The 23,373-nt window shown below is 63.2% G+C and carries 23 protein-coding genes and 1 tRNA gene; 15 read left to right on the top strand and 9 right to left on the bottom strand.

The features are described from left to right. The first annotated feature begins 7 nt into the window (after nucleotides 1–7). The 5 genes from yajC to ACO41U_RS01770 all read left to right on the top strand — a co-directional run bounded on the left by yajC (nucleotide 8) and on the right by ACO41U_RS01770 (nucleotide 4,450). A complete protein-coding gene (gene yajC, locus ACO41U_RS01790) occupies nucleotides 8–430 on the top strand; it encodes a preprotein translocase subunit YajC (RefSeq protein WP_298779541.1) in 423 nt (140 codons plus the stop codon). Nucleotides 431–530: 100 nt separating this feature from the next. Continuing rightward, nucleotides 531–1,934, top strand: coding sequence for a protein translocase subunit SecD (gene secD, locus ACO41U_RS01785; RefSeq protein ID WP_485941240.1), 1,404 nt, complete (start codon nucleotides 531–533; stop codon nucleotides 1,932–1,934). Nucleotides 1,935–1,947: 13 nt separating this feature from the next. Beyond that, nucleotides 1,948–2,814 carry a protein translocase subunit SecF gene (secF, locus tag ACO41U_RS01780; RefSeq protein ID WP_298779548.1) on the top strand — a complete coding sequence of 289 codons (867 nt, stop codon included), beginning with the start codon at nucleotides 1,948–1,950 and terminating at the stop codon, nucleotides 2,812–2,814. A gap of 70 nt (nucleotides 2,815–2,884) precedes the next feature. Continuing rightward, nucleotides 2,885–3,463: a peptidylprolyl isomerase gene (locus ACO41U_RS01775; RefSeq protein WP_485941239.1), complete on the top strand. Its 579-nt coding sequence runs from the start codon at nucleotides 2,885–2,887 to the stop codon at nucleotides 3,461–3,463. Between the two features lie 30 nt (nucleotides 3,464–3,493). Further along, nucleotides 3,494–4,450: a 2-hydroxyacid dehydrogenase gene (locus tag ACO41U_RS01770; RefSeq protein ID WP_485941238.1), complete on the top strand. Its 957-nt coding sequence runs from the start codon at nucleotides 3,494–3,496 to the stop codon at nucleotides 4,448–4,450. Nucleotides 4,451–4,546: 96 nt separating this feature from the next. On the opposite strand, the gene ACO41U_RS01765 is transcribed toward ACO41U_RS01770, so the two are convergent. From ACO41U_RS01765 to ACO41U_RS01750, 4 genes are all read right to left on the bottom strand, one after another. Beyond that, on the bottom strand, nucleotides 4,547–5,473 hold the full coding sequence (locus ACO41U_RS01765) for a SufB/SufD family protein (protein ID WP_485941237.1): 927 nt from the start codon (nucleotides 5,471–5,473) through the stop codon (nucleotides 4,547–4,549). Next, nucleotides 5,473–6,210, bottom strand: a complete 738-nt coding sequence (locus ACO41U_RS01760) for an ATP-binding cassette domain-containing protein (RefSeq protein WP_485941236.1) — start codon at nucleotides 6,208–6,210, stop codon at nucleotides 5,473–5,475. Before ACO41U_RS01760 ends, ACO41U_RS01765 begins: the two co-directional genes overlap by 1 nt. Before the next feature lie 41 nt (nucleotides 6,211–6,251). Beyond that, on the bottom strand, nucleotides 6,252–6,881 hold the full coding sequence (locus ACO41U_RS01755; RefSeq protein ID WP_298779896.1) for a cupin domain-containing protein: 630 nt from the start codon (nucleotides 6,879–6,881) through the stop codon (nucleotides 6,252–6,254). Nucleotides 6,882–7,060: 179 nt separating this feature from the next. Continuing rightward, on the bottom strand, nucleotides 7,061–7,654 hold the full coding sequence (locus tag ACO41U_RS01750) for a hypothetical protein (protein ID WP_485941235.1): 594 nt from the start codon (nucleotides 7,652–7,654) through the stop codon (nucleotides 7,061–7,063). A gap of 316 nt (nucleotides 7,655–7,970) precedes the next feature. Between ACO41U_RS01750 and ACO41U_RS01745 the strand changes: the two genes are divergently transcribed. After that, nucleotides 7,971–9,170, top strand: coding sequence for an exonuclease SbcCD subunit D (locus tag ACO41U_RS01745; RefSeq protein WP_485941234.1), 1,200 nt, complete (start codon nucleotides 7,971–7,973; stop codon nucleotides 9,168–9,170). 1 nt (nucleotide 9,171) lies between these two features. Further along, entirely contained in the window at nucleotides 9,172–12,375 is a 3,204-nt protein-coding gene (locus ACO41U_RS01740) for an AAA family ATPase (protein ID WP_485941233.1), read from the top strand. A gap of 92 nt (nucleotides 12,376–12,467) precedes the next feature. On the opposite strand, the gene ACO41U_RS01735 is transcribed toward ACO41U_RS01740, so the two are convergent. The 3 genes from ACO41U_RS01735 to ACO41U_RS01725 all read right to left on the bottom strand — a co-directional run bounded on the left by ACO41U_RS01735 (nucleotide 12,468) and on the right by ACO41U_RS01725 (nucleotide 16,225). Continuing rightward, complete coding sequence (locus ACO41U_RS01735) at nucleotides 12,468–13,373, bottom strand: Cof-type HAD-IIB family hydrolase (protein WP_485941271.1); 906 nt, start codon at nucleotides 13,371–13,373, stop codon at nucleotides 12,468–12,470. A 1-nt stretch (nucleotide 13,374) separates the two neighbouring features. Continuing rightward, on the bottom strand, nucleotides 13,375–15,213 hold the full coding sequence (gene glmS, locus ACO41U_RS01730) for a glutamine--fructose-6-phosphate transaminase (isomerizing) (protein ID WP_485941232.1): 1,839 nt from the start codon (nucleotides 15,211–15,213) through the stop codon (nucleotides 13,375–13,377). 187 nt (nucleotides 15,214–15,400) lie between these two features. Continuing rightward, complete coding sequence (locus ACO41U_RS01725; RefSeq protein ID WP_485941231.1) at nucleotides 15,401–16,225, bottom strand: alpha/beta fold hydrolase; 825 nt, start codon at nucleotides 16,223–16,225, stop codon at nucleotides 15,401–15,403. 74 nt (nucleotides 16,226–16,299) lie between these two features. Between ACO41U_RS01725 and ACO41U_RS01720 the strand changes: the two genes are divergently transcribed. The 8 genes from ACO41U_RS01720 (at nucleotide 16,300) to ACO41U_RS01685 (ending at nucleotide 22,276) form a co-directional block, all read left to right on the top strand. Next, nucleotides 16,300–16,375 (top strand) — tRNA-Arg (locus ACO41U_RS01720). A 221-nt stretch (nucleotides 16,376–16,596) separates the two neighbouring features. Next, nucleotides 16,597–16,797, top strand: a complete 201-nt coding sequence (locus ACO41U_RS01715; protein ID WP_347713246.1) for a helix-turn-helix domain-containing protein — start codon at nucleotides 16,597–16,599, stop codon at nucleotides 16,795–16,797. Nucleotides 16,798–16,847: 50 nt separating this feature from the next. Continuing rightward, nucleotides 16,848–17,711, top strand: coding sequence for a hypothetical protein (locus ACO41U_RS01710; protein ID WP_485941230.1), 864 nt, complete (start codon nucleotides 16,848–16,850; stop codon nucleotides 17,709–17,711). Next, nucleotides 17,708–18,793, top strand: a complete 1,086-nt coding sequence (locus ACO41U_RS01705; RefSeq protein WP_485941229.1) for a phage NrS-1 polymerase family protein — start codon at nucleotides 17,708–17,710, stop codon at nucleotides 18,791–18,793. The genes ACO41U_RS01710 and ACO41U_RS01705 overlap by 4 nt, the downstream gene beginning before the upstream one ends. Then, a complete protein-coding gene (locus ACO41U_RS01700; protein WP_485941228.1) occupies nucleotides 18,790–20,781 on the top strand; it encodes a hypothetical protein in 1,992 nt (663 codons plus the stop codon). The genes ACO41U_RS01705 and ACO41U_RS01700 overlap by 4 nt, the downstream gene beginning before the upstream one ends. A gap of 5 nt (nucleotides 20,782–20,786) precedes the next feature. Continuing rightward, nucleotides 20,787–21,137 carry a hypothetical protein gene (locus ACO41U_RS01695; RefSeq protein ID WP_485941227.1) on the top strand — a complete coding sequence of 117 codons (351 nt, stop codon included), beginning with the start codon at nucleotides 20,787–20,789 and terminating at the stop codon, nucleotides 21,135–21,137. Continuing rightward, nucleotides 21,134–21,412: a helix-turn-helix domain-containing protein gene (locus ACO41U_RS01690; RefSeq protein WP_485941226.1), complete on the top strand. Its 279-nt coding sequence runs from the start codon at nucleotides 21,134–21,136 to the stop codon at nucleotides 21,410–21,412. Before ACO41U_RS01695 ends, ACO41U_RS01690 begins: the two co-directional genes overlap by 4 nt. Nucleotides 21,413–21,829: 417 nt before the next feature. Beyond that, complete coding sequence (locus ACO41U_RS01685; RefSeq protein ID WP_485941225.1) at nucleotides 21,830–22,276, top strand: hypothetical protein; 447 nt, start codon at nucleotides 21,830–21,832, stop codon at nucleotides 22,274–22,276. A gap of 190 nt (nucleotides 22,277–22,466) precedes the next feature. Here ACO41U_RS01685 and ACO41U_RS01680 read toward each other — a convergent pair whose 3' ends face one another. Continuing rightward, nucleotides 22,467–22,664 carry a type II toxin-antitoxin system HicB family antitoxin gene (locus tag ACO41U_RS01680; RefSeq protein WP_485941224.1) on the bottom strand — a complete coding sequence of 66 codons (198 nt, stop codon included), beginning with the start codon at nucleotides 22,662–22,664 and terminating at the stop codon, nucleotides 22,467–22,469. Between the two features lie 3 nt (nucleotides 22,665–22,667). After that, on the bottom strand, nucleotides 22,668–22,937 hold the full coding sequence (locus ACO41U_RS01675) for a helix-turn-helix domain-containing protein (RefSeq protein WP_485941223.1): 270 nt from the start codon (nucleotides 22,935–22,937) through the stop codon (nucleotides 22,668–22,670). Nucleotides 22,938–23,373: the final 436 nt, after the last annotated feature.

Genomic DNA, 23,373 nt, shown 5'->3' with positions numbered 1-23,373 from the left:
TATTTTCATGGCAGACACAGCAGCAGCGCCGGAGGCGGCGCAGCAGACGACGGCGGTTTCGCCCTGCGGGTCGCTCTTCGGGGGCGGCGCGTCGGCGCCGTCGGGAGAGGGAGGCGCCGCCCCCCAGCAGCAGGCCAGCCTGATGGGGATGCTCTTTCCGCTGGTCATCTTCGTGGTCATTTTCTACTTCTTCATCATCCGCCCGCAGAGGAAGCGCCAGAAGGAGCACGACTCCCTGATCTCCGGCATCGGACGGGGGGATCAGATCGTCACGATCGGGGGCTTCCTGGGCACGGTGAAGGAGGTTCGGGACGACACCTTCCTCATCGAGATGGGAGAGGGCGTCCGCGTCCGCATCCTGAGGTCCGCGGTCCAGACGAAGCGCACGCCGGCCCAGGGGCAGCCCGCAGCCGAGGAGAAGAAGGACTAGGAGAGCGTTGGCATGGGGCGGCTTCGCGGCCGTCCCCGGAACGCCGAGCCCGCCCGCGGGGCGGCGCGGCGGCTGGCTTTTTTGATGCAGGGGGATAAGCATGAATCGTAGGGATCGACTGCGGCTTTGGGTCGTGTTGATCGTGATCGTTGCCGCTCTGGCCTACTCGTGGCCGATAAAGGGGCGGATCAACCAGGGGCTTGACCTGAGGGGCGGGGCCCACATCGTCCTTCAGGCGAAGGACACGCCGGAGAACCCGGTGGGGCCGGACAGCATCGACCGCCTTCTGGCCGTGCTGCGGAACCGCGTGGACCAGTACGGAGTGGCGGAGCCCATCATCCAGAAGAGCGGCGAGGACAGGATCATCATCGACCTGCCGGGGATCCAGGACCCCAAGGCGGCCCTTGAGCTGATCGGCAAGACGGCGCAGATGGACTTCCGGGAGGTGCTGGACGTCACCGCCTCGACCCTTCCCGCGCCTCAGCGGAAGAACTATGACAGCGACCTTCAGTTCAGCCAGGCCCAGGAGCGCTGGCGTGCCGCTGTGGAGGCTCAGAGCAACTCCAGCGCGGACCTCGCCGCGCGGGCAAAGGACATCGAGGGCGCCATCGTGGCCCCGAGCGAGGAGGAGGAGGGGGAGGCGTCCCGCTTCTACCTGCTGGGGAAGAGCCTTCTGTCGGGGAAGGACCTGGAGACGGCCTCCATCAACCCGGACAGGCTGGGGCGCATGGGCGTGTCGCTCTCCTTCAGTCCCGAGGGGGCGAAGCTCTTTGAGGAGGCCACGGGCCGCCTCGTGGGAAAACAGATCGCCATCGTGCTGGACGACGTCGTGATCTCGGCTCCCGTGGTCCAGGACCGCATTTCGGGCGGTGAGGCCCAGATCACGGGGCGCTTCACGGCCGACGAGGCCTCGCGGCTGGCCATCATGCTGAAGGCCGGTGCGCTGCCCGTGGCGGTGGAGATCGCGGAGAACCGCTCCGTCGGTCCCAGCCTGGGCGCGGACTCGGTGCGGCAGGGGATGCAGGCCGGCCTCTTCGGCGCGGCCATGGTGCTGGTGTTCATGCTCATCTACTACAGGTTCCAGGGGCTGGCCGCCGACGTGGCGCTGGTGGTAACGATCCTCCTGATCTTCACCGGGCTGATCGCGTTCCACGCCACGCTGACCCTCCCCGGCATCGCGGGCATCATCCTGACGCTGGGCATGGCCGTGGACGGCAACGTCCTGATCTACGAGCGCATCCGCGAGGAGGTCCGCTCGGGAAAGACGCCCATCGCAGCCCTGGACGCCGGCTTCCGCAAGGCGCTGGTGACGATCCTGGACTCGAACATCACGACGCTCATCGCGGCGCTGGTCCTGTTCCACTTCGGATCGGGGTCCGTCCGCGGCTTCGGCGTGACGCTCTCCATCGGCCTCGTGGCCAGCGTGTTCGCCAACGTCGTCGTGACCCGGGCCCTGCTGCAGCTCTTCGTCAGCCGCCGGCAGAACGCGCTGAAGCGCAGCTAAGGAGTGGATTGCGATGAACAGAAACTATAACTTTATGGCGCTTCGCAGGCCCGCTCTGTTGCTGAGCGCCGTCCTGGTCCTGGCAAGCCTGGCCTTCCTCTTTACCAGGGGCTTGAACCTCGGCATCGACTTCACGGGGGGCAACGTGATCCAGCTGGAGTTCGACAACCTGCCTGAGGTGGCGGAGGTCCGCAAGGTCGTTTCCGGCGTCGTGGCCCAGGAGGCCATGATCCAGAAGTTCGGCGAGAAGGGCGTCATCATTCGCACGAACGAGGACACCGAGGAGAGCCGCGAGCAGGTGATCTCCGTCCTTCAGAAGGCCTTCCCCGACATGAAGGTATCGGGCTACGAGAAGGTGGGGCCCGTCGTGGGAGGCGAGCTCCGCCGTCAGGCGGTCATCGGCGTTTCCATCGCGCTGGTTGCCATCCTGATCTACATCACGGTGCGCTTCCGCTTCCGCTTCGCGGTGGTGAGCGTGGTGCCCCTGGTGCACGACGTCCTCATCGCCCTGGGGTTCTTCAGCCTCACGCAGATGGAGGTTTCCTCCTCCTTCATCGCGGCCATCCTGACGATCGTCGGCTACTCCCTGAACAACACGATCATCATCCTGGACCGCATCCGTGAGAACTGGCGCGACCTGGGCCGCGACGGCATCGAAAAGCTGGTGAACGACTCCGTCAACCAGACCCTGGCGCGTACGATCAACACGACGCTGACGACGCTCTTCCCGGTCATCGCCCTGTGCGTGTGGGGCGGACCCGTGCTGCAGGCCTTCAGCTACGCCATGCTCGTGGGCATCATCGCGGGCACCTACAGCTCCATGTTCGTGGCGACGGGCGCCCTCATCGAGTGGTACAGGGCCCGTCCCGAGTCGCGGTAGGGGCGCGTTGACGAAAGACTTCGGGACCCGCGTCGGCGGGCCCCGATTTTTTTGAGAGGAGATCTTTTAAATGAAGACGATGAGAATTTTCCTTGAGCTTCTCTGCGCCGCGGCGGCGGTGTGCCTTCCGCTGCTCCTTCCCCGCGCAGCCTGCGCGGCGGAGGGGGAAACGCCCCGCCGCCCCGTGGCGGTGTTCAACACCAACATGGGGCAGTTTCAGGCGGAGCTCTACACGGACCTGGCGCCCGTCACCGCCGGCAACTTCATCGACTTGGCCCGGCGTGGCTTCTACAACGGCGTGATCTTCCACCGCGTGATCGACCGTTTCATGATCCAGGGCGGCGACCCCACCGGCACGGGAACGGGCGGCCCTGGGTACAAGATCAAGGACGAGTTCGGGCCGGGCCTTGCCCATGACGCCCCCGGAGTCCTCTCGATGGCCAACGCGGGCCCCAACACGGGGGGCTCACAGTTCTTCATCACGCTGGTCCCCACTCCGTGGCTGGACGGCAAGCACGCGATCTTCGGCCGGATCGTCGAGGGGATGGACGTCGTCGAGGCCATCGGGCACGTGGAGACCGCCCAGGGAGATCGCCCCGTGAAGGACGTCGTGATGCAGTCCGTCGTCGTCGAGGAACCGAAGGAGTAGCGCCTGCGAGGCGCTTCGGGAGGGATTTCAATGCCGAAGGTTTACGTCACGCGCATGCTGCCGCGCCCCGTGATGGAGGAGCTGGGCAGGGTGTGTGAGTACGCGGTGAACGAAGCGGACCGTCCGGTTTCGCGCGCGGAGCTCCTGAGCGGGGTGAAGGGTTGTGACGGCGTCATCAGCATGCTGAACGACGCCATCGACGCCGAGGTCATGCGGGCGGCGGGGCCGCAGTGCCGCATCGTGGCCAACTATGCCGCCGGCTACAACAACATCGACCTGGCGGAAGCCCGGAGGCTGGGGATCGCCGTCACCAACACGCCGGGCGTCCTGACGGACGCTACGGCCGACCTGGCCTGGGCGCTGCTCTTTGCGGCGGCCCGGCGCGTCCCGGAGGGGGACCGCCTCGTGCGCCACGGGAGCTTCAACTGGGCGCCGGAGTTCATGCTGGGGGCCGACATCACGGGCCGTACCCTGGGGGTGATCGGCGCGGGGCGCATCGGGCTGAACTTCGCCCGGAAGGCCCGTGGCTTTGACATGAAGGTGATCTACGCGGGGCGCCACCGCTCCTCCGAGTTCGAGGCGGAAACGGGAGGGACCTTCGTCACGAAGGAGGAGCTCCTGCGGACGGCGGACTTCATTTCGCTGCACGTGACGCTGACGCCCGAAACGCGCCACCTGATCGGTGAGTTGGAGCTTGGGATGATGAAGCCGACGGCCATCCTCATCAACGCCTCGCGCGGCCCCGTGGTGGACGAGAAGGCGCTGGTGCGCGCGCTTCGTGAGCGCAGGATTCTGGCGGCGGGGCTGGACGTCTACGAGAACGAGCCTGAGGTGGAGCCGGGGCTCAAGGAGCTGGACAACGTGGTCCTGACGCCCCACGTCGGCACCGCGACGGTGGGGACCCGGACGGAGATGGGCTTCATGGTGGTGCGTAACGTGGCCGCCGCCCTGGCCGGGCAGGAGCCGCCCAACCTGGTGAGGGCGTAAACTGAGAGGGGAGGGGGCTAGCCCCGTCCCCTCTCAATATGGACTTCGTATCGGCGGTCGCTTGTGCGGAAGGATGAGGGGAGGCCCGTCGGCCCCTCATGCCAAAAAGCCGTTGATGATCTCCTCTTCCGCCTGCTGTTCGGTCAGTCCCAGCGTCATCAGCTTGATCAGTTGCTCGCCCGCGATCTTCCCTATCGCCGCCTCGTGGACCAGCGATGCGTCCACGTGGTGCGCCTCAAGGGAGGGCACGGCGAGGATCGTCCCCTCGTCCATGATGATGGAGTCGCACTCCGTATGGCCCTTGCATGGGGCGTTCCCGATGATGCAGGCGTCAAATCGCTGATAGGACCTGTCCCTGGCGATGGAACGCGAAACGACATCGGCGCTGCCGCCTTCCTCCTGAAGGGTCACTTTGTAGGTGCTGACCGCGTGTTGCTCTCCGTGGGTCATCAGGCGTTCGCGCACGACCAACCGCGCGTCCTTCTTCAGCTCGGCGAGGGTGGTTCGGTTGGTGGAATCGACGCCCTTGATCTGCGCCATTTCCATCTCCACGAAGCTGCCCTCCTCCATGTACACCTCCGTGACCGGGTTCAGGATGCGCTTGCCCGTGCCGTCCCCGGAGCCGTAGTGCTTCTCGACGTACTTGACCTTCGCATTTTTACCGACATAAAACCGGTGAATGCCATCGTGCTCTGAATCCTGAACGCCGCAGTTGTCGATGCCGCACCCAGCGACGATGGTGACGTCGCTGCCCTCGCCGATAAAAAAGTCGTTGTACACCGTTTCCTTCAGCCCGCTCTGGGAGAGGACCACCGGGATGTGGACGCTCTCGCGCCGGGTTCCGGGCTTGATGTGGATGTCGATCCCGCTGCCGTCCTCCTTTGAAACGATGTCGATGTTCGCCGTGTTGTTCCTGCCGGCGAGCCCTCCGTTGGCGCGAAAGTTGTAGGCTCCCATCGGGACGTCATGGAGGTCCGCCACTTCGCGAAGCAGGCGCTTCTGTACCTCCGTCAGTTTTTCCATCACACGCCCCTCCTCAATCTGTTGCACGTGCCCTGTGCAGCTTCCGTCCCCACCAAGTCCGGAAAGACCTCGGCTTTCGTGCCGTGCCGTTCTATCCTCCCGTCAGTGAGGACCGCGATCTCGTCCGCGATGTTCAGGATGCGCTCCTGGTGGGAGATGATGATGATGGAGCTGTCCTTGATCCCCTTCCGCATGGACTCGAAGATGCGGATGAGGTTTTGAAAGCTCCACAGGTCGATCCCCGCCTCTGGCTCGTCGAACACCGTCAGCCGGGAGTGCTTGGCGAGGACGGTGGCGATCTCGATGCGCTTGAGTTCCCCGCCGGACAGGGATGCGTTGACCTCCCTGCGGATGTAGTCGTGGGCGCACAGCCCAACCTCCGAGAGGTAGTCGCAGGCGTCCGAAACCGAGAGGTCCTTGCCGGAAGCCAGCCGCAGCAACGCGTGGACCGTGATGCCCTTGAAGCGCACGGGCTGCTGGAAGGCAAAGCCCATTCCCTTCCTTGCGCGCTCCGTTATTCCCATGTTCGTGATGTCGATGCCGTCCAGGAGGATTTGACCTTCGGTCGGCTTTTCGATCCCGACGATCAGTTTGGCGAGCGTAGATTTCCCGCTTCCGTTCGGGCCGGTGATCGCGACAAATTTGTTGTCACCCACGATAAGGTTCAAGTCGTGAATGATCTCTTTCCTGACCCCGTCATTGTCGACGGAGAAGGACAGGTTCCGTAATTCCAACATGACCTCGCCCCCCCGCGATAGTCTTTGGTTATCTCACCGGTTCATTCCAGGACCAACAGCAAGGCCATCTTGAAGCGGCCGTCCGCCTTGACGTAGTGCAGTCCGTTCTTTTGGAAGCGAAAATTCTCTCCGGCGCGAAGGGGGTACTCCTTCCCCTCGTACCCGATGATCGCCTTGCCGTCCAGGGCGAAGACCAACGCTTCGCCGGGCGCGGAGTGCTCGGACAAGCCGGTGCCCTCGTCAAAGCTCATCACCACGAACTTCATCTTCGGGGAGCTCAGGAGGTCCAGGTTCACGATCTTGCCGTCCTGGTAGGGGATCAGGTCCTTCAGCTCAAAGACTTCCTTGTCCTTCAAAACAGGGTTCATCACGGTCTCCTTTCTTAACAAAACCTCGACATACACGCTGTCCGATTCGGCCTTGATCCCCACGGGCACCCCGACGGGCGTCACGTAGCCCTGGCCGGCGCCGAGGGGAATTTCCCTTTCCGTCACGACGCGCATGCTGCCGTGGACGGCGAGCCAGAGCTTGTGGTCCGGATAGCTTTCGGGGCTGATGTCCGTCCCCTCCGCCATGGAGAAGACGAACGTGTCCTGGATGACCTTGCCGGACAGGGTGCAGCCAGGGACGGCAGGGTTCTCCGCTGCAAGGGTAAAGGGGCCAATCTTCATGCAAACGCCTCCCTTTTGGATTATTGACTTTTTTTATTATAATACAAAAGAGATAGCTTGCTATGCCCAAGATACGGATTCAGTATCGGGAAAAAGGCTGGCTCCGCAGCGAAAGGGTCGTGGGGCAGGAACGGGTTGAGCAGCAAAAGGCGCCGCGCTGCCCGGCGTTTCGGGTGGCCCTAATACAGGCGCAGCATGTCGATCGGCATCCCGTAGGCTATCGAGGTGATCTTGCCGCCTTCGCACTCGATGAGCACGGCGGAGTTTTGCTCCAGGTAGCCGATCGAGCCGGTTCCGGAGGGGGGCAGCTCGTTCTCGTACTCCAGGTCGCCCGGGTCGAAGTCCTCAGGGTAGTCGGAGCGGTTCAGGCAGCCGTCGAAGTAGCTTTTCAAAACATCGGTGCTGGCCCCCACGCGGATCCCGCCGGGGAAGACGATGTCGGGATCTCTTATCTCAATCCCATAGAGATGGTACTCTCCGTTCTTCTGCTGAGAGGCCCCCGAAACGGTCGTCCCGTTCTTCTTCCACTCCAGGAACCACAGGTCGTCGATATTCCTCTCCTCCAGGGGGCAGTACCGGGATGGCTTCGCGGTGGGCTTGTCGTCCCGGATCATCCTCTCCGCGAGGGCGATGGCCTGTTTTTCCAGGGCGAGGCATCGGTTGAAGAACACTTCCGTCCAGTGCTCCGCGGCAACCCCTTGGGATGCGGCGAGGACCAGGCAGAACATGGCTGCCATCGACAGCGCACACTTTTTCAGAAACGAACTCTTCATAGCATAACGCCTCCTGAACTCAAAGTCGATGTCGCCGGCAAAAAGCCGTCACGGCTTAAACTTAACGGCACAGCGCCACTTTGTCAATATCTTGATCGTCGTTTCTGGCGGGGCTGCACGACCTAACACAGCGTTCGATAGCTGGAATCGGTCGTGTTTTTTGCCCTCTAAAATGAAATTTAGCGGTAAGATATATGTGATAGCATGGAGAGGCGCTCCGCCCCCTCGTTTCAGGCGCGATCCTGCGAGGCCCTGATGGCCCTCGCGCCGGGGCGCCGTGTTGAGGTGCAAATCCAGCGTAAAAGGAAGTGCGTGCATGAAGTTCTTTCATCTATCGGACCTGCACATCGGCCTGAAGCTCATCAACCGGGACCTTCTGGAGGATCAGGAGTACGTCCTCGACCAGATCGTGAGGGCTGCCGAGGAGGCGAGCCCCGACGCCGTCGTCGTCGCCGGCGATATCTATGATAAGGTGAACCCCTCCGGCGAATCGGTGGAGCTCTTCGACCGCTTCGTTTCGAAACTTGCGGGAGCGGTCCCCACGGCGGAGATCATGATGATCAGCGGCAACCACGACAGCGGACCGCGGGTCAACCTCTTTCGGAGCGTGCTGCAGCGGCGGGGAATCCACATGGTGGGCCTCCCGCCCCGGACCCCGGAAGATTTCATCGAGAAGGTGGTGTTGTGGGACGAATTCGGCCCCGTGAACTTCTACCTGCTCCCCTTCGTGAAGCCCTCCATGGTGCGGCCTGTCCTGGATGCGGGCGCAGAGGCATCGGGCGACGAGGATGATGACGTAACGCTGCGGGGCCTTTCCTACGATGAGGCGCTGCACCGGCTGATCGATCGGGAAACGATCGACCCGGAGCAGCGGAACGTCCTGGTGAGCCACCAGTTCTACCTTCCCTCCGGGAGAGAGGCGTCTGGAATAGAGCGCATGGACTCCGAGGTGCGCACCGTCGGCGATATCGATGGAGTGAGGTCGGACGTCCTGGAGCGATTTGACTACGCGGCGTTGGGCCACATGCATAAGTCGATGGAGGTCGGCAATGAGCGCTATCGCTACTGCGGGACGCCCCTGGCCTGTTCCGTAAGCGAGGCGGGACAGCAAAAGGGCATCATCGTGGTGGAGTTGGGGGAGAAGGGATGCGTGAAGACCTCCGTCCTGCCCCTGATCCCGCTCCGCGAGGTCCGCGTCATTACCGGCGCCTTTTCCGAGGTCCTGAGCCAGGGGTGCGAGGACTACGTGACGGTGGTTTTGATGGATAAGGAGGATCTGGACGTCCTCGACATGCAGGATCGCCTTCGCACTTGCTTCCCGAACCTCCTCGAGATCCGGCGGGAGCTTCCGCGCCGGGCGGGCGACCGCGCCGGGCACGGGGCGGAAGAGGCAGAGATGAGCCCCTTTGAGCTTTGCGGCTCCTTCCTGAGGGAGCAGTGGGGCGGCCGGGAGCTGGATGAGGAGGAGCGCTCGCTCCTTCAGGATGTGATCAACAGCGTTCAGGAGGCGCACTGAGATGAGACCGCTGACACTCACCATGAGGGCGTTTGGCTCCTACAACAAGGAAACGACGGTGGACTTCACCCGGCCGAACCAAAAGCTCTTCCTCATCACCGGGGACACCGGCGCGGGCAAGACCACGATCTTCGACGCCATCGTCTTCGCCCTTTACGGGGAAACGAGCGCAAGCGGCAGGAGCGGAGGCAAGCGGCAGGGCGAGGACCTGCAGAGCCAGTTCGCAAACCTGGATACCAAGCCCTTCGTGACTCTGACCTTCTCGGAGGTGCAGGGCGGGGAGGAGAGGCTCTACACCGTAACCCGCACCCCCCGCTATCGCGGTTCGCAGGAGCAGAAGGCCGGCTCCAGGCCCAGGGGGGAAACCGTTTCTCTCTCGATGCCGGACGGCCTGACGTACTCAGGGAACCTGTCGGAAACGGACCGAAAGATTAAAGAGATCGTCGGGCTGACGAAGGAACAGTTCATGCAGGTGGCCATGATCGCTCAGGGGGAGTTCATGGAGCTGCTCGGCGCCGGGGCGGACAAGAAGAAGGACATCTTTCGAAAGCTCTTCCGTACCCGGCTCTATCAGGACATCGTGGATGAGCTGAAGCGCCGCCTGGACGACGCCGCCAGACGGGTGACGGAGATCCGCAGCGCCTTTCAGGCCGAGGCGGGACACGTCGTGATCCCGGAGGAGTTTGAGGGCATGGAGCGGCTGGAGGAGAGCCGTTCTCGCCTCCTGGCCTCCGAGGGGGGGACGGTCATGGACATGGAGGCCCTTCTGGAGGAGCTCAAAGCCCTTTGCGGCAGGCTTGAGGAAGGAACTGCCCTCGCTGCGGCGGAGCGGGACGAAAAGGGCAGACGGCGGGACGCGGCGCGCGACGCCTACACCGGGGCCCAGGACCTCGCGCGGGCCTTTGAGGAGCTGGAGAGGGCGGAGGGGGCGCTTGTCGAATGTGAGGCCGAAGAGGAGCGAATTCGGGAGGCAGGCCGCTTGATGGTCCGAATCAACGCGGCCTACGAGATTCAGCCCCTGCATCAGAGGATGGATGACGCGGAGAAGGCCGTGGCGGAGACGGAGAGGAAACTGGTGGATTTGAAGGGGGCCCTTCCGGACCTCACCCTGGGTCGTCAACGGGCGGAGGCCTCCGAGGTGGAGGCCCGGTCCGTCCAGGCGGCGGGGATCGAGGAGTTCACTCGGGTGTCCGAGCGCGTGAGCAGGGCGCTTCAAGTTTTGGAGCGGATCCGTATCGCGACGGAAACGTTTGAGGAGTGGCGTGCTGCGCTCAGCTCTGCGGAGGTGATCTCGCTCCAGGCCAAGGACGCTCTGATGAACTTTGAGGCCAAGGAAGCGGCGTGGCGGGCGCGAGAGAAGGAGTTGGAGGGCGCGGACCTGCGCCTGGCGGAGTGGGAGGCCAGACGCAGGGAAGCGGAAGACCTCATGGTGGAGGTGTCCCTGGCGGAGGACGCCGGACGGGACGCCAGACAGCAGAGGTCGGAAACGGAGAGGTTGCAGGGGGAGTACGCCTCCGTCAGGGAGGAGTACAACAGCAAAAGGGACGAGTACGTCCGAAAACAGGGGGAGTTTCTGGACGCCCAGGCCGGCTTTATCGCCTGGGAAAAGCTGAGGCCTGGCGAGCCCTGCCCCGTGTGCGGCTCCACGGATCACCCGCGCCCCTGCCTGTTGCCGGAGGGCAGCCGGGATTTGACTCGAGAGGTCGTCGATGCGCTGGCCGAGGAGGTCGCAAGTCTGCAGCAGGACCTGACGAAGCGCTCTACGGCGTCGGGGTCCGCCCTGAGCCTCCTGGAGGAGAAGGAGAGAACCCTAAAAGGGACCTTGACGCGCCTGTATGAGCGCCTGGCAAGAAGCGTCCCGGAAGCGTCGGAGGCGCTGAGCCTGGAACAGGTGCGGTCATTGTTGGAAAGCTGGAGAGGCGGAATCCGGGCGGAGGGGGTTGCGCTTCGGGAGGGCGCGCAGGCTCTGAGCCGCATCAAGGAGTCCCTTAAGAGCGTGGACGAACAGCGGCAGGCGCTGACGATCGCCGCCGATAAGGCGGTTCAGACGGCGCATCAGGCGGAGAGCGCCCTCGCTGCAGCCGAGGCGGAGCTCAAGGGCTTCGAAGGGCAGCGGGACTACGCGACCGTGGCGGACGCACAGTCGGCCCTCAGCGGGGCCAGGACTGCGAAGCGCGAGGCGGACTCGGCCTTCGAGGCCGCTCGTGAGGCGGCGCAGTCCGCGCGGAGCTCGCTGGAGAACGCGGAGGCCGCGATCGCCCGGCTCGCGGAGGAACTGCCCCTTCAGAGGGAGGAGGCAGAGCAACGCAGACAGGCCTACGAGGCGCTCATGGACGAGAAGAAGCTATCCGAGGCGGATTGGATGGAAACCGTTCGCCGGCACGGCCGGGAGGACGTGGGGGCGCTGCTGGATGAGGTGGAGGCGCACCGCAAGAAAAAGGCGGCTGCGGAGGGCGCGCGCGACGCGGCTCTGAAGGCCGTAAACGGGCGCGAGAAGCCCGTCATGGAAGACCTGGAAAGGGCCAGGGACGAGGCGGAAGAGGAACTGGAGAAGGCTCAGTCCGCCTGGGCGCGGCTCGACAGGGCCTTTGAGGCGGACGACGCCGTCCTCTCTGCCCTGTCGCCGAGGATGGAAGAACGAAAGCAGGTTGCTCGGGAGTACGCCCGGTTCAACGGGCTGCACCGGGGGCTGGGGGGCAAGGAGTCGGGCGCCCGCATGGACATCGAAACCTTCGTGCAGCGGCACTACCTGCAGCGAATCCTGTACGCGGCGAATACCCGCTTTCAGGACATGACTGCGGGGCAGTTCGAGCTCCGCCTGGTGCAGGAGGAGCAGGCGGGGGAGGGGAGGAATCAGGGGCTGGACCTCGTGGTCTATTCTTCGGTCACCGGCAGGGAACGGAAGGTCTGGACGCTATCCGGAGGAGAGTCCTTCGTGGCGGCCCTCTCGCTGGCTCTGGGGATGGCGGACCTGATCCAGGAGAGCGCCTCGTCGATCAGCCTGGATATGATCTTCATCGACGAGGGCTTCGGCTCCCTGGACGACCGAACGCGAAACCAGGCGGTCAAGGTGCTGCAGCGGATAGCGGGCGGCCGCCTCATCGGCATTATCTCCCACGTGACGGAGCTGAAGCAGGAGATCGAGGACCAACTGATCGTCAGCAAGGACTCGGAGGGCAGCCGGGTCCGTTGGCAGATCAGCTGACGGGCCGCCGGGAGGCTTCAGCCTTGTGTGCGCGATGCGGGGCCGCCGCCGCGAGGGGGGCCGGGGTGGCTCAGGCTCCTCGCGGGTGGGGCCTATGCTCCCCGAATGCAGTGTTGAATCGCGAGGGCGACGCCGCCCTCCTGGTTGGACCTCGTGATGAAGTCCGCTGCGCGCTTGACCTCCTCCGGGGCGTTGGCCATGGCAACGCTGACGCCCGCCGTCCTGAACAGAGGCAGGTCGTTTCCGGAGTCGCCGCAGGCCATGCTTGCCGACAGAGGGATGCCCAGGAGCTCCATGAGGCGCGAGAGTCCGCGACCCTTATCGACGCCCGCTCGGTTGAACTCCCAGTTGTGGTTGCCGCCGCAGACGTAGGTGATCTCCGGGTGGGCGGCCAGGATGCGCTCCGCCTCCTCCCGCCCTGTAAGGGCGCCGTCCTGCCGGCAGAAGTTGATGGTGACCTTCTGGACGCGAAGCGCCTCGCGCTCGATGCGTCCCAGAAGGTCACTTTCGTAGATGCGCGTGCGCCTGATGTAGGCCTTGGCGCTTTCGGGCAGAACGGTTTGCTCCAGGAGGGCCCGGCGATCCTCACGGGAGTAGGCATCTCCGTCGATGAAGACGTCGTAGTAGAGGTTCAGGGGTTCCAGGTCGCGCAGGACGCCCAGCGCGGTCCGGGCGTCCATGCAGTCGTCGAAGAGGAGCTTTCGGTCCGGCAGCGTGTAGACGGCGGCGCCGTTGACCGTGAGCGCGCAGTGCACTCCGAGGGGCGCTACCTCCTCGACGGGCACGCCGCAGTAGGGGCGCCCCGTCGAGATGACGACCGTGACGCCCCGATCCGAGGCCTCGCGGATGGCCGCGGCGTCCTCGCGCGATATCTCGCCCTCCTCGTTGAACAGCGTCCCGTCGAGGTCGAGGGCGATCAGCCTGATGGCGGGCAGGGGCTCCTCGCGATCGGACAGGAGAGAGGGCGCCGGGCTGCGCCCCCTCCGTGCCCCGTTCACCCTATTCAACGGTAACGCTCTTGGCCAGGTTCCTGGGCTTATCGACATCCAGCCCCCGCGCGCAGGCCAGGTAATAGCCCAGGAGCTGCAGCGGGATCACGGCGAGGCTCGATGTGAAGTGCTCGTCCGTCTGGGGCAGGGGGAAGACGAGGTCCGCGTCGTCCTTCAGGGCGTCGTTCCCGCGGTTGGTGACGCCCAGGAGCCACGCGCCGCGGCTCTTGACCTCCATGAGGTTGCTGGCGGTCTTCTTGTAGAGCCCCCCCTGCGTCATGAGCCCGACCACCAGGACGCCCGGCTCGATCAGGCTGATGGGGCCGTGCTTCATCTCGCCGGCGGCGCAGGCCTCGGAGTGGATGTAGCTGATCTCCTTCATCTTGAGGCTGCCCTCCATGGCCAGCGCGTAGTCCAGCCCGCGCCCCAAAAAGAAGGCGTCGCGTGCGTCCTTGAAGCGCTCTGCCACGTCCTTGATGCGCTCTTTCTCGTCCAGCACAGCATCGATCTTCTCCGGCAGGGTTTCCAGCTCGCGCAGCAGGTCACGGCAGCGGATGGCGGAAGCCGTGCCTCGGACGCTCGCGAAGTGGATGGCCAGGAGGTAGCAGGCGATCAACTGGGCGCTGTAGGCCTTGGTCGTCGCCACGGCGATCTCTGGCCCCGCCAGCGTGTAGAACACGCTGGCGGCCTCCCGTGCGATGGTGCTGCCCAGCACGTTGACGATGGCCAGCGTCCTGATCCCGTTCTCCTGGGCCAGGCGCATGGCGGCCAAGGTGTCCGCCGTTTCGCCGGATTGGCTGATGACGATGGCCAGAGCGGAGGGGTCCAGCGGGATTTTGCGGTAGCGAAACTCGGAGGCCAGCTCCACGCGCACGGGGATATTCACCAGGTCCTCGAGGACGTACTGGGCCGCGACGCCAGCGTGGTAGGCGGAGCCGCAGGCCAGTATGTAGATCTGGCTGAAGTTCCTGATCTCGTCGTTCGTCAGGCCCGTGGCGCTCATGTCCAGCACGCTGCCCTCCTTCAGCACGGAGCGGAGGGTGTCCCTCACGGCGCGGCCCTGCTCGTGGATCTCCTTCATCATGAAGTGCTCGAAGCCGCCCTTCTCCGCAGCCTGAGCATCCCACTTGATTTCTGTGGACGCCTTGTCCAAGGGCCTGCCGTCCTTGTCGTAGAAGCGGATGTCCCCCTTGCAGATCTCGACGATCTCCATGTTGCCAATGTAGTACACCGTCCGGGTGTACTGAAGGATGGCGGAAACGTCGGAGGCCAGAAAGGACTCGCCGTCGCCTTTGCCCACGATGAGGGGGTTGTCCTTGCGCACGCCCCACACGGCGTCAGGAAACTCCCTGAACATAAGGACGAAGCAGTAGGAGCCACGGATGCGCTTCATCACCTTCGTGAGGGCGGCAACGGGATTGTTGCCGCTTTTTTTATAGTAAAGGTCGATGAGCTTGACGGCCACCTCCGTGTCGGTCTGGGAGTAGAACGTGTACCCGTTCCTGAGCAGCTCTTCCTTCAGCTCCTGGTAGTTCTCGACGATGCCGTTGTGGACCGCCACGACGGTCATGTCGTCGCTCCAGTGGGGGTGGGCATTCTCCTCCGAAGGGACGCCGTGAGTTGCCCAGCGCGTGTGACCGATGCCGCAGGTGCCGGAGAGCGCCTTGCCGGAGTTGATCCGCTCCGCCAGGGCCTTCAGCCGCCCCTTCGCCTTGACGGCCTTCACGTCCGTGCCGTCGCGGACGGCCAGCCCGGCGGAGTCGTAGCCCCGGTATTCAAGTTTCGCCAGTCCATCCAACAGAACGGGGGAGGCCTGTCTGCTCCCGCTGTAACCTAGAATGCCGCACATAAGAATTGCCCCCAGTCCATCTAAAAAGATCGGCGCCCTATGGCGCTAAATCGAGTCCAGCCGTTTGTGTGCCGCGCCCTGTTGCCCCGGCGCGTTCTCTCATTATATCCAAATTGTCCCTGAAACAGGAGAAAAATTCTCAGGCCTACTCCAAAGAGCGGCCTCGATTTTGAGGGAGAGAAGGGGGTCACGCCTCTGCTGCTGCGTGGGCTTTTAGCCAGCCCAGGATGAGCTCCGTCGCCCTGTCCCGCTCCGGTCCGTGGAGGAGGTCGTGCCACGCGCCCTCCAGGATGACCAGAGTCCCGTCCGGCGAGGCGGAGCGAGCCCGGAGGTTCTCCGCGGACGCGGGCGGCACGATGCGGTCCTCCGAGCCGTGGAGGGCCAGGAAGGGCAGCCGGTGGGTGGGGAGCGAAGCCGTGAGGTCGTCCATGCCCTTCACGAAGACCTCGACGAGCAGTCGGTTGACGAAAGCACGGAGCACCCAGGGGTCTTTTTCGTACTCGCGCCGCGCCGCCTCGTCCAGGGTCAGGAACTCCTCCCCGACGGATGGGGAGCAGCGCATCAGCAGGCGCTCTATCTGAGGACGCCGGAAGTTTCGATAGCGCCCAGTTTCCAGTGTGGGCGCTCCGACCAGAACCTGCCCGGAGAGCCCTTCGGGAAGGTGAACGCCGAGCAGGAGGGAGAGAAGCCCCCCCATGCTGTAGCCGACGGTGAAGAGCGGGCCGGGTCCTTCCGCCAGGGCAGCATCCGCCATGAGGCGCACGTCCTTTACCAACAGCCGGTAGTCCTGGACGTCGGCCCGCGCTCCGCCGGAGCGGCCGTGTCCCCGCAGGTCGAAGCGCGTCACGCGCCACCCTGCGTCGGCCATCGCGGCCGCCGCGGCGTCGAACCGCCGGCAGTGCCCCCCCAGCCCGTGGAGGAGGAGGACGCTCCCCAGCGCTGCCCCTGAGGTTTCGTCCGTGCAGCGATAGAGCTCCGTCCCGTCGAAGGATCGTATCAACGCCTCATGCATTGCCCCTCAGCCTCCCGATCGAAATTGTATTTGACAGTACGGCTTTTTATGTTATATTAACATAGTTCCTTTGCGGGCTTGTAGCTCAGTGGATAGAGCGACGGCCTCCTAAGCCGTAGGTCGGCAGTTCGAATCTGCCCAAGCTCGCCATAGAGGAATTGCAGGGGTTTGTCGACCCTACTCCTTGAAAGGCGTCGCCAGGAGCGACGGCCTCGTTCTGTGGTATCCTTTTCTCGTAGCCGGAAATGGGGGCTTGTCCTCCTTTCATGAAAGAGCTGCTAACCTTGGCGGGGGCAGCTCTTTTTTGTGTCCCGAATCTCATTATACAATGAAAAAACATGTATAATGAACGCTGTAAGGAGGTGAAGCACGTGACGCGTATACGAGAACTGCGGCAGGCCAAGGGGTTGACGATGGCGGGGCTGAGTTATGAGGTGCGGATACATCCCTCGATTCTCTCCCTGGTGGAGCGGCGCAAGGCCCCGGCGAGCGAGCGGGTGCGGGAGGGGCTGAGTACGTTTCTCGGCATTCCCCTGCGGGAGGCGTTTGACGACAAGGGCCTTGCGGTGTAAGGCCAAGAAAAAAGCCGTCCGGGGCATGGACGGCGGGAAGGAGATGAAAAATGAGCGTTTGTAAAGATTATACCGCAGAACGGGGGCAATGGGAACTCCTTGAGCTTGCCCAGAGGTTTCGTACTGCAAGAGGGCTTGGTACTTCGGATGAGGAGCTGGAAGAGACTTGTCGGATATGGTGCGGTGACGCCTGGCGCGATAACGTCCGAAATTTGGATTTAGTGAAACAAATAGTAGCGGATGCTGAGTTTGACGCTCAGGTCGACGCCAAGGCAACGACCTGCCGGGAAAGACGCGAGATGTTGGCGGGATATTTAGGCGTTTCACTGGAGGAGTATGAATCGGACCATGGTTCTTTGGACTTGCACGAAGAAGAGCTGCATTGGCTGCAATCCAGAACAAAGGAAGAAAATAAAGAGCTGGATATTCAGCTTGAGCGGTTCAACGGATATCTGGAACACTCCTTTAATGCGCGGGAAGCAATCAAAAACGGGGAAGATGCATCCGAAGAGTTGGCCGATCTTGTAAGCAGTCTTGATTCGGGGCTCGATGTTTTAGGCGATGCGCTTGAAAAGGCCGTTATCGCCGAGAAGCGGAGACTCGAAAGAAAACTCCATCTCATGGCCCTCAAGGCGCGAAGGCCCGCGATCTTCCGCCTCAAGGTCTACGTGCCTTCTTTCCGGTGCGCCCGCTCCCGCGCCCCCCGCTCAGCGCGCAGGACGTCCTTCTCCATGGCCGCAGCCAGTCCAGGCGGAGGAGACTCTTCAGGAGACCCAGACTCAGGAGATCCACCCGCACCTTATCCTTTCCGTATCTCTGTAGTCCCCCCATCGAACTCTAATCCCAATCGAAGACCTTCTCATCCGTGGCTTGGCCTCGGCTGTTGTCGCATGGAGAGGGGGCGGTCGGTATGACGACGGCACGGGACCGCGAGACCTGGAACTCCCAGAAGCTGGCCGTGCTGGAGCTCCTCCAGACGGGGCACAGCATCACCCAGGACGAGGCGCGGGAGCAGTTCGGCATCATGCGCCTGGCCTCCCGGATCGACGAACTCCGGCGCGAGGGCTGGAACGTCCTGACCGAGATGATCCCCGTCGGAGAGAACGGAGCGCGCGTCGCCCGGTACTCCCTGGGGGAGGAGCCCAGGCGGGCAAGCCGCTTCCTCCCTGTGGCTGCGGAGAACATCCCCGATGAGCTCAAGGCTTTGCCTCAGTGGGTCGTCTGGCGTGGCGTGGAGCGCAACGGTAAGACGACCAAGCCACCCTATCAGATCGACGGACGAGCGGCCAAGGCAAACGACCCCTGGACCTGGACGAGCTTCGAGAATGTACTGGAGGCCTACGAGGCGGGCGAAGCGGACGGCATCGGGTTCATGTTCGCCTCGGGCGGCGGGCTGGTAGGCGTGGACTTGGACGGTTGCGTCGGGGAGGACGGGACGGTCGCCCCCAAGGCGGAGGCCATCGTGGAGGCGCTCGGCAGCTACACGGAGTATTCCGTCTCGGGCAAAGGGCTTCACGTCATCGTCCGAGCCGAGCTGGAGAAGGGGCACCGCAGCGGGCCGATCGAGGTCTATCCTCACGGTAGATTCTTCACCATGACCGGGAGCCTTCACGACGAGCGGTCCGAACTCCGGGCCAATCAGGCGGCGGTCGATGGGCTGGTCCGGGCTATTCGTCCTGAGAAGGCCAGGGGAGCCGTAGCCACAGTGGGAGGGCGTCGCTACCTGCCCAACCCCGAGCTGATCGAGAAGGCCAAGTGTGCCACGAACGGGGCGAAGTTCTCCCGCCTCTGGGCGGGCGATACCTCGGACTACCCCTCGCCCTCCGAGGCCGACCTTGCGCTGTTGGCCATGTTGCTTTATTGGACGGATGGGGACGAGGACCGAGCGCGGCTGCTCTTCGAGCAAAGCGGCCTGTGCCGCCCGAAGTGGACAGAGCGGGCGGACTACCGGCGCAGATGCTTCGAGTTCCTCCGGCGGAAGGGGGCGACGGCATGAACGTTTGGGACGACGACGCCCTGCTCTCGCTGGGGGCCTTGCAGGCGTGCCTTGCCCCCAAGGATGGGCAAGCGGAGGAGGCCAAGGAACGGTCCGTGCAGCCCGTTACGGTTGCGGGCACCCTGCGGCAGATGTGCCTCGACCTGGGGGTCATCCCCTTCCGTGCGGAGGATATCGGAGGCCTGTACGTGCGCTATCCGGTGAGGGGACGCCATGAGATTGACGGGCTCCGATCCTCCCGGTTCAAGGCCTGGCTGGCCGCGAAGTATTTCGACGCCATGCAGGTGGAGCCGAAGCAGGCGGACATCGAGGGGGCCTTGCTCCTTCTGGGAGCGACGGCGGAGTTTTCGCCGCCGAGGAAACTTCATATCCGCATCGGGACCGTAGGCGGAAAGATTTACCTCGACCTCTGCAACGAAGAACGCCAGGCGGTGGAGATCGACGCGGACGGGTGGCGGGTCGTGGACGAGCCCTCCCTGTGGTTCCTGCGGGGCTCGATGAAGGCACTTCCGGTGCCTCAGCCTGGAGGCTCCCTGATGGACCTCCGGGAGTTTGCCAACGCCTCGGACGAGAATTTTGTCCTGCTGGTCGGCTGGCTGCTGGCCTCCCTGGCCCCGGATATCGCCTACCCGATTCTGGCGCTCTCCTCCGAGCATGGGAGCGGCAAGACCACGTTGACAAACCTCCTCAAGTCGCTGATCGACCCCGACGGGACCGGGGGCATCGCTCCATTCAAGGATGCGGACGCGCTCTGTGCCGCCGCGTCCTCGCGCCATGTCGTGGCGGTGGACAACCTCAGCAGGATATCGGGAGAGGACAGCGACTCCCTTTGCCGGGTCGCTACGGGGATGGGGATCGTCCGGCGCAAGCTCTACACCGACGGCGAAACCTACGAGAGCTATTTCCGGCGGCCCTTGATCCTGAACGGTATCGCCTTCGCCCCGGATCGGGCCGATCTCCTGGACCGGTGCTTTCCGATCTCACTTCTGCCCCTGACCACAGGGAGGAGGCGGGACATGGAGCTTCAGGCCGCCTTCGAGAAGGTACGTCCGGGCATCCTGGGCGCTCTCCTGACCGCCGTGTCGACCGCGCTGAGGGAGCGGGACTACGACCCCGCCCCTGCGGTCCGGATGATCGACGCCGCCGCGTTCGTCATGCGGGCGGAAAAGGGCGGAGCTCTGCCTTGGGCTCCGGGCACGTTCGAGCGCGTGCTGATGGCAAAGGAGCGGGATAAGCAGGCCGAGGCCGTCACGAGCAATCCCATAGGCCGCGCTCTGATGGAACTGGCGGGCGAGGGGGCGTGGGAGGGGTACGTCAATGCCCTCTTCGATCAGGTGAAGTCCCGTACAGACGATGAGGAACGCATGACCCTGCCGAAGAGCGTATGGGGCTTCGGAGCCGCGCTTACCCGATTGACCCCCATGCTCCGGGGCCTGGGGGTGACGGTCGTTCGGGAGGAGGTCCGGCGGGAGTTTGGCTATTGGGTCAGGCTCTCCAAGACAGGGGAAAACGTAGCCACAGGGGAGGGCGAATCAAACACTTTAGCGCTTTACAGCGCTCCTGAACATCCTGTACATTGCCTGTACATTGAAAACCCCAATGTACAGGAGCAAAACCCTTGTGCTGGAAGCGTTCTTTCTCAATCCTGTACATCCTGTACATCTTTTTTGAAACTTGGCGAAACCAGAAAAGAGGGTGCGGATACCTCGGATTCTAACCTATCCGGGGTATCCGAAGGGTGTTTTCAAGAATTCGATAGAAATCAGGATTCAATGTACAGGATGTACAGGAATTTTAGCGGGGCCTCTGATGATAAGGGTTTAAGTCCTGTACATCGTCCTGTACATTGCACCCCCAATGTACAGGATGTACAGGAGCCAATTAAAGAGTTAAAGTGCTTTGGTCCTGAGCCTCCTGTGGCCGCGGCTAAAAAGTTTGATAGGGATGCTCAGTTTTACTTCAGCTTTTTGGATGAGCCGGGAGGGTGATGAGGGTGGAGGTTCAGGTTGAGCTTGGAGGAATTGTTCGGGGTGTTTCTCCGGAGGGCTTCCTTCTCTCCTGTGGCCGCGGAGGTGTGAAGGTGAGGGCGAACGCCTGGGGGCGCATCGTCCTGTCCGGCCCTTCGCTTGCCATCGAGCGGGCACGGGGGATACTGCGGGCGTCTCCGGAGCTGGAGGCGGGGGTATTGGTGGAGCTGGCGAAGGGCGACCCTGCCCTTGCCGCGCTCTTGGAGGAGCGGGAGGCGATCTTGGGGGCCGACGGGTTGGCGGATGGGGCTCTCGATGCTGCCTTGGGCATGGTGGGGCCGGAATGGCCTGAGGATAAGGAGGTGAACGAAGGATGACCAATCTGAAGCCAGGAGATTTTGGGCGCTGGCTCAAGGCCCGGAGGCGGGAGCTCGGGCTGGGGCGGTACCGATGTGCGGGGCGTGCCTCTATCGGGGGCGAGGCGCTGCGGCTCATCGAGTGCGGGAAGACCTGCCCCTCTCTCTGCAAGGCCGGTACCCTCTACGGCCTGGCCAAGGTCCTGGAGCTTGATGTGGCGGAGGTCATGGAGCGGGCGGCACAGGAAGACCGACGCCTGATTGAGACTCTGGAGTGGGCCAAGGAGCATATTTAGCAAGTTGACCCGCTAGGGGAAACTTGAATTTGCAAGCGCAGATGGTAGACAAAAGTTAACATTCGCAAGTCCATGGGGCAGCGAAAAGTTACGTTGACGGTCCCCTTGGCCAGGGGAGTAAGGATCGGTTACACCCTTGGCCGGGGGAAGTCGATCTGACTATTCCCTCTTGGCCAAGGAGAACATGGCCCGCTTTGAGCCGGGTTGCCTGGGGATGGGGTAAGGTTCGTTTACCTCATCCCCGGCCCCTCTCCTGTGGTTACGGTGAGGCCCGGCCAAGGAGCTGACCTCAGAAATTCTGAGCTCAGGGGCGACGCCTCAACTTTGAGGGGACGGCATTTCGTTCCTGATTTTTCAGGGCTGAAGTTTCAGCCGCGAACTTTATCAAGGTGAAGCGCCTTCATTGGAGGGGGTTCGATGCTCAAGGACGACCCGGTCTTTCGGCATGCCGAGGGGTATTTGTACGGCTACAGGGAGAACGTCGCCCGGCTGGAGGCTTTGCGCTCCGAGCTGAAGCGCCTCGATGCCATGTCCTCGGTCGGGGCGCAGCGGTACGACGCGCTGTCAGGGGAGGGGATCGCCGATCCCGTCTCCGCTCGCCTGGAGCGGATTGAGAGGGTGGAGGCGGATATCTTGTACCTGGAGCGTTGGACGCGCCCGATAGAGCGCCTCATGGAGGACCTGGGGAGCCCCTTCGTTCTGGAGGGCTCGGTTAAGCGGGACCTCTTGGCGATCCTGAAACTGCGCTACCTGGGTGGCAACACCTGGGACAGGACGGCGGACGAGCTGAACCTGGGACGGACGACGTTCTTCCGCCGCAAGAAGGAGCTCGTCGAGATGGCGGCCCGGTATCTGGGGCTATAGCGAATCGGGTTTTATTCAGGCAGGGCTATAGAAGACCCGCGTCCGCTGAACGGTCGAAGCCCGGCTGGAGTTTTTAGCCCCTCCCTCCCTGTGGTTACGGAAGGAGAGGGGCGCAGATAAAAAATGTTCCCTTTCCCGGTAGAGGCGCTGCAGCCCTACGAGAAAGGGAGAACATGTGAATGCACGGATATTATACCACGCGCGCAGCCACAGGGGAGGGAGTCTGCCCTGTCTCCAAGTAGGCCCTCGTCATCTCCTGGGCGGCGTCTATCAGCATGGCCCGGCACTCCTCCAAGGTGCCTCCCTCCGTGATGACCTCCGGCCATTCGAGGAGCTGCCCCATATAGCCCGCCTCTATCTTCGTGTAGCAAGCCGTATAGGTCGCCATTCCTTACCCCTCCTCCCCCTTGGCCGCAGAGATCGCCGCCGCGATTTCCTCACGCAAGGCGGTTTGCTCCGCCTTCACCCGCTCCGATCGGGACTTCACGCCACGCTTGGCGGGCTGATAATTCAGGACCGATTCCCTGGGGATGACCCAGCTATTCCCCATCTTCTCAGCCCCAGGCAGACGGCCAGCTTGACAGAGTTTTGCAATCATGTTTGCCCCTTTCCCTGTCAATGTTGCAGCTTCCGCTGTTGTTAGATACTCCTCGCGCAACATGGTAATCACCTCTCAGCAACATTATAAAATACAGGCGTCTGTAATTATTAAGTAATACTACCGATAGATTTGATTACAGATAGCTGTAATATATACCCATCAAGCAAGGGGAACGGCACATTGACAAGGCGAGGCCCAGGCGACGGGCAGGGAGGTCGCCCCTACCGGGGAGCGGGAGCCAGGAGCGTCAGGCGCGACGAGGGGCGGAGAACGCGGGGAGCCGGGGGAGGCAAGGCAGAGGCGAGACCAAGGCCGAGCGGGACAAAATCAAAGGAGATGAGCAAGATGGAAAAGCGATTTGTGCTGGTGTCAAGGACGGGAGATTTCGACGGGGTTATTCGGGGGACGGCGGCGGAGTGCCTTAAGAGGTACTTTGAGGTGATGGGGTACGGGTTCCGTATCCAGGAGGACGAAGGGCCATATTGGCTCTACGCCG

The organism is Fretibacterium sp., from assembly GCF_057312375.1.
This window is presented reverse-complemented; position numbering and strand designations above follow the sequence as displayed.

Coding starts and splice junctions, on each gene's coding strand:
- yajC (WP_298779541.1), top strand. CDS start 8: ATGGCAGACACAGCAGCAGCGCCGGAGGCGGCGCAGCAGACGACGGCG.
- secD (WP_485941240.1), top strand. CDS start 531: ATGAATCGTAGGGATCGACTGCGGCTTTGGGTCGTGTTGATCGTGATC.
- secF (WP_298779548.1), top strand. CDS start 1,948: ATGAACAGAAACTATAACTTTATGGCGCTTCGCAGGCCCGCTCTGTTG.
- ACO41U_RS01775 (WP_485941239.1), top strand. CDS start 2,885: ATGAAGACGATGAGAATTTTCCTTGAGCTTCTCTGCGCCGCGGCGGCG.
- ACO41U_RS01770 (WP_485941238.1), top strand. CDS start 3,494: ATGCCGAAGGTTTACGTCACGCGCATGCTGCCGCGCCCCGTGATGGAG.
- ACO41U_RS01765 (WP_485941237.1), bottom strand. CDS start 5,473: ATGGAAAAACTGACGGAGGTACAGAAGCGCCTGCTTCGCGAAGTGGCG.
- ACO41U_RS01760 (WP_485941236.1), bottom strand. CDS start 6,210: ATGTTGGAATTACGGAACCTGTCCTTCTCCGTCGACAATGACGGGGTC.
- ACO41U_RS01755 (WP_298779896.1), bottom strand. CDS start 6,881: ATGAAGATTGGCCCCTTTACCCTTGCAGCGGAGAACCCTGCCGTCCCT.
- ACO41U_RS01750 (WP_485941235.1), bottom strand. CDS start 7,654: ATGAAGAGTTCGTTTCTGAAAAAGTGTGCGCTGTCGATGGCAGCCATG.
- ACO41U_RS01745 (WP_485941234.1), top strand. CDS start 7,971: ATGAAGTTCTTTCATCTATCGGACCTGCACATCGGCCTGAAGCTCATC.
- ACO41U_RS01740 (WP_485941233.1), top strand. CDS start 9,172: ATGAGACCGCTGACACTCACCATGAGGGCGTTTGGCTCCTACAACAAG.
- glmS (WP_485941232.1), bottom strand. CDS start 15,213: ATGTGCGGCATTCTAGGTTACAGCGGGAGCAGACAGGCCTCCCCCGTT.
- ACO41U_RS01725 (WP_485941231.1), bottom strand. CDS start 16,225: ATGCATGAGGCGTTGATACGATCCTTCGACGGGACGGAGCTCTATCGC.
- ACO41U_RS01710 (WP_485941230.1), top strand. CDS start 16,848: ATGAGCGTTTGTAAAGATTATACCGCAGAACGGGGGCAATGGGAACTC.
- ACO41U_RS01705 (WP_485941229.1), top strand. CDS start 17,708: ATGACGACGGCACGGGACCGCGAGACCTGGAACTCCCAGAAGCTGGCC.
- ACO41U_RS01700 (WP_485941228.1), top strand. CDS start 18,790: ATGAACGTTTGGGACGACGACGCCCTGCTCTCGCTGGGGGCCTTGCAG.
- ACO41U_RS01690 (WP_485941226.1), top strand. CDS start 21,134: ATGACCAATCTGAAGCCAGGAGATTTTGGGCGCTGGCTCAAGGCCCGG.
- ACO41U_RS01685 (WP_485941225.1), top strand. CDS start 21,830: ATGCTCAAGGACGACCCGGTCTTTCGGCATGCCGAGGGGTATTTGTAC.
- ACO41U_RS01680 (WP_485941224.1), bottom strand. CDS start 22,664: ATGGCGACCTATACGGCTTGCTACACGAAGATAGAGGCGGGCTATATG.
- ACO41U_RS01675 (WP_485941223.1), bottom strand. CDS start 22,937: ATGTTGCGCGAGGAGTATCTAACAACAGCGGAAGCTGCAACATTGACA.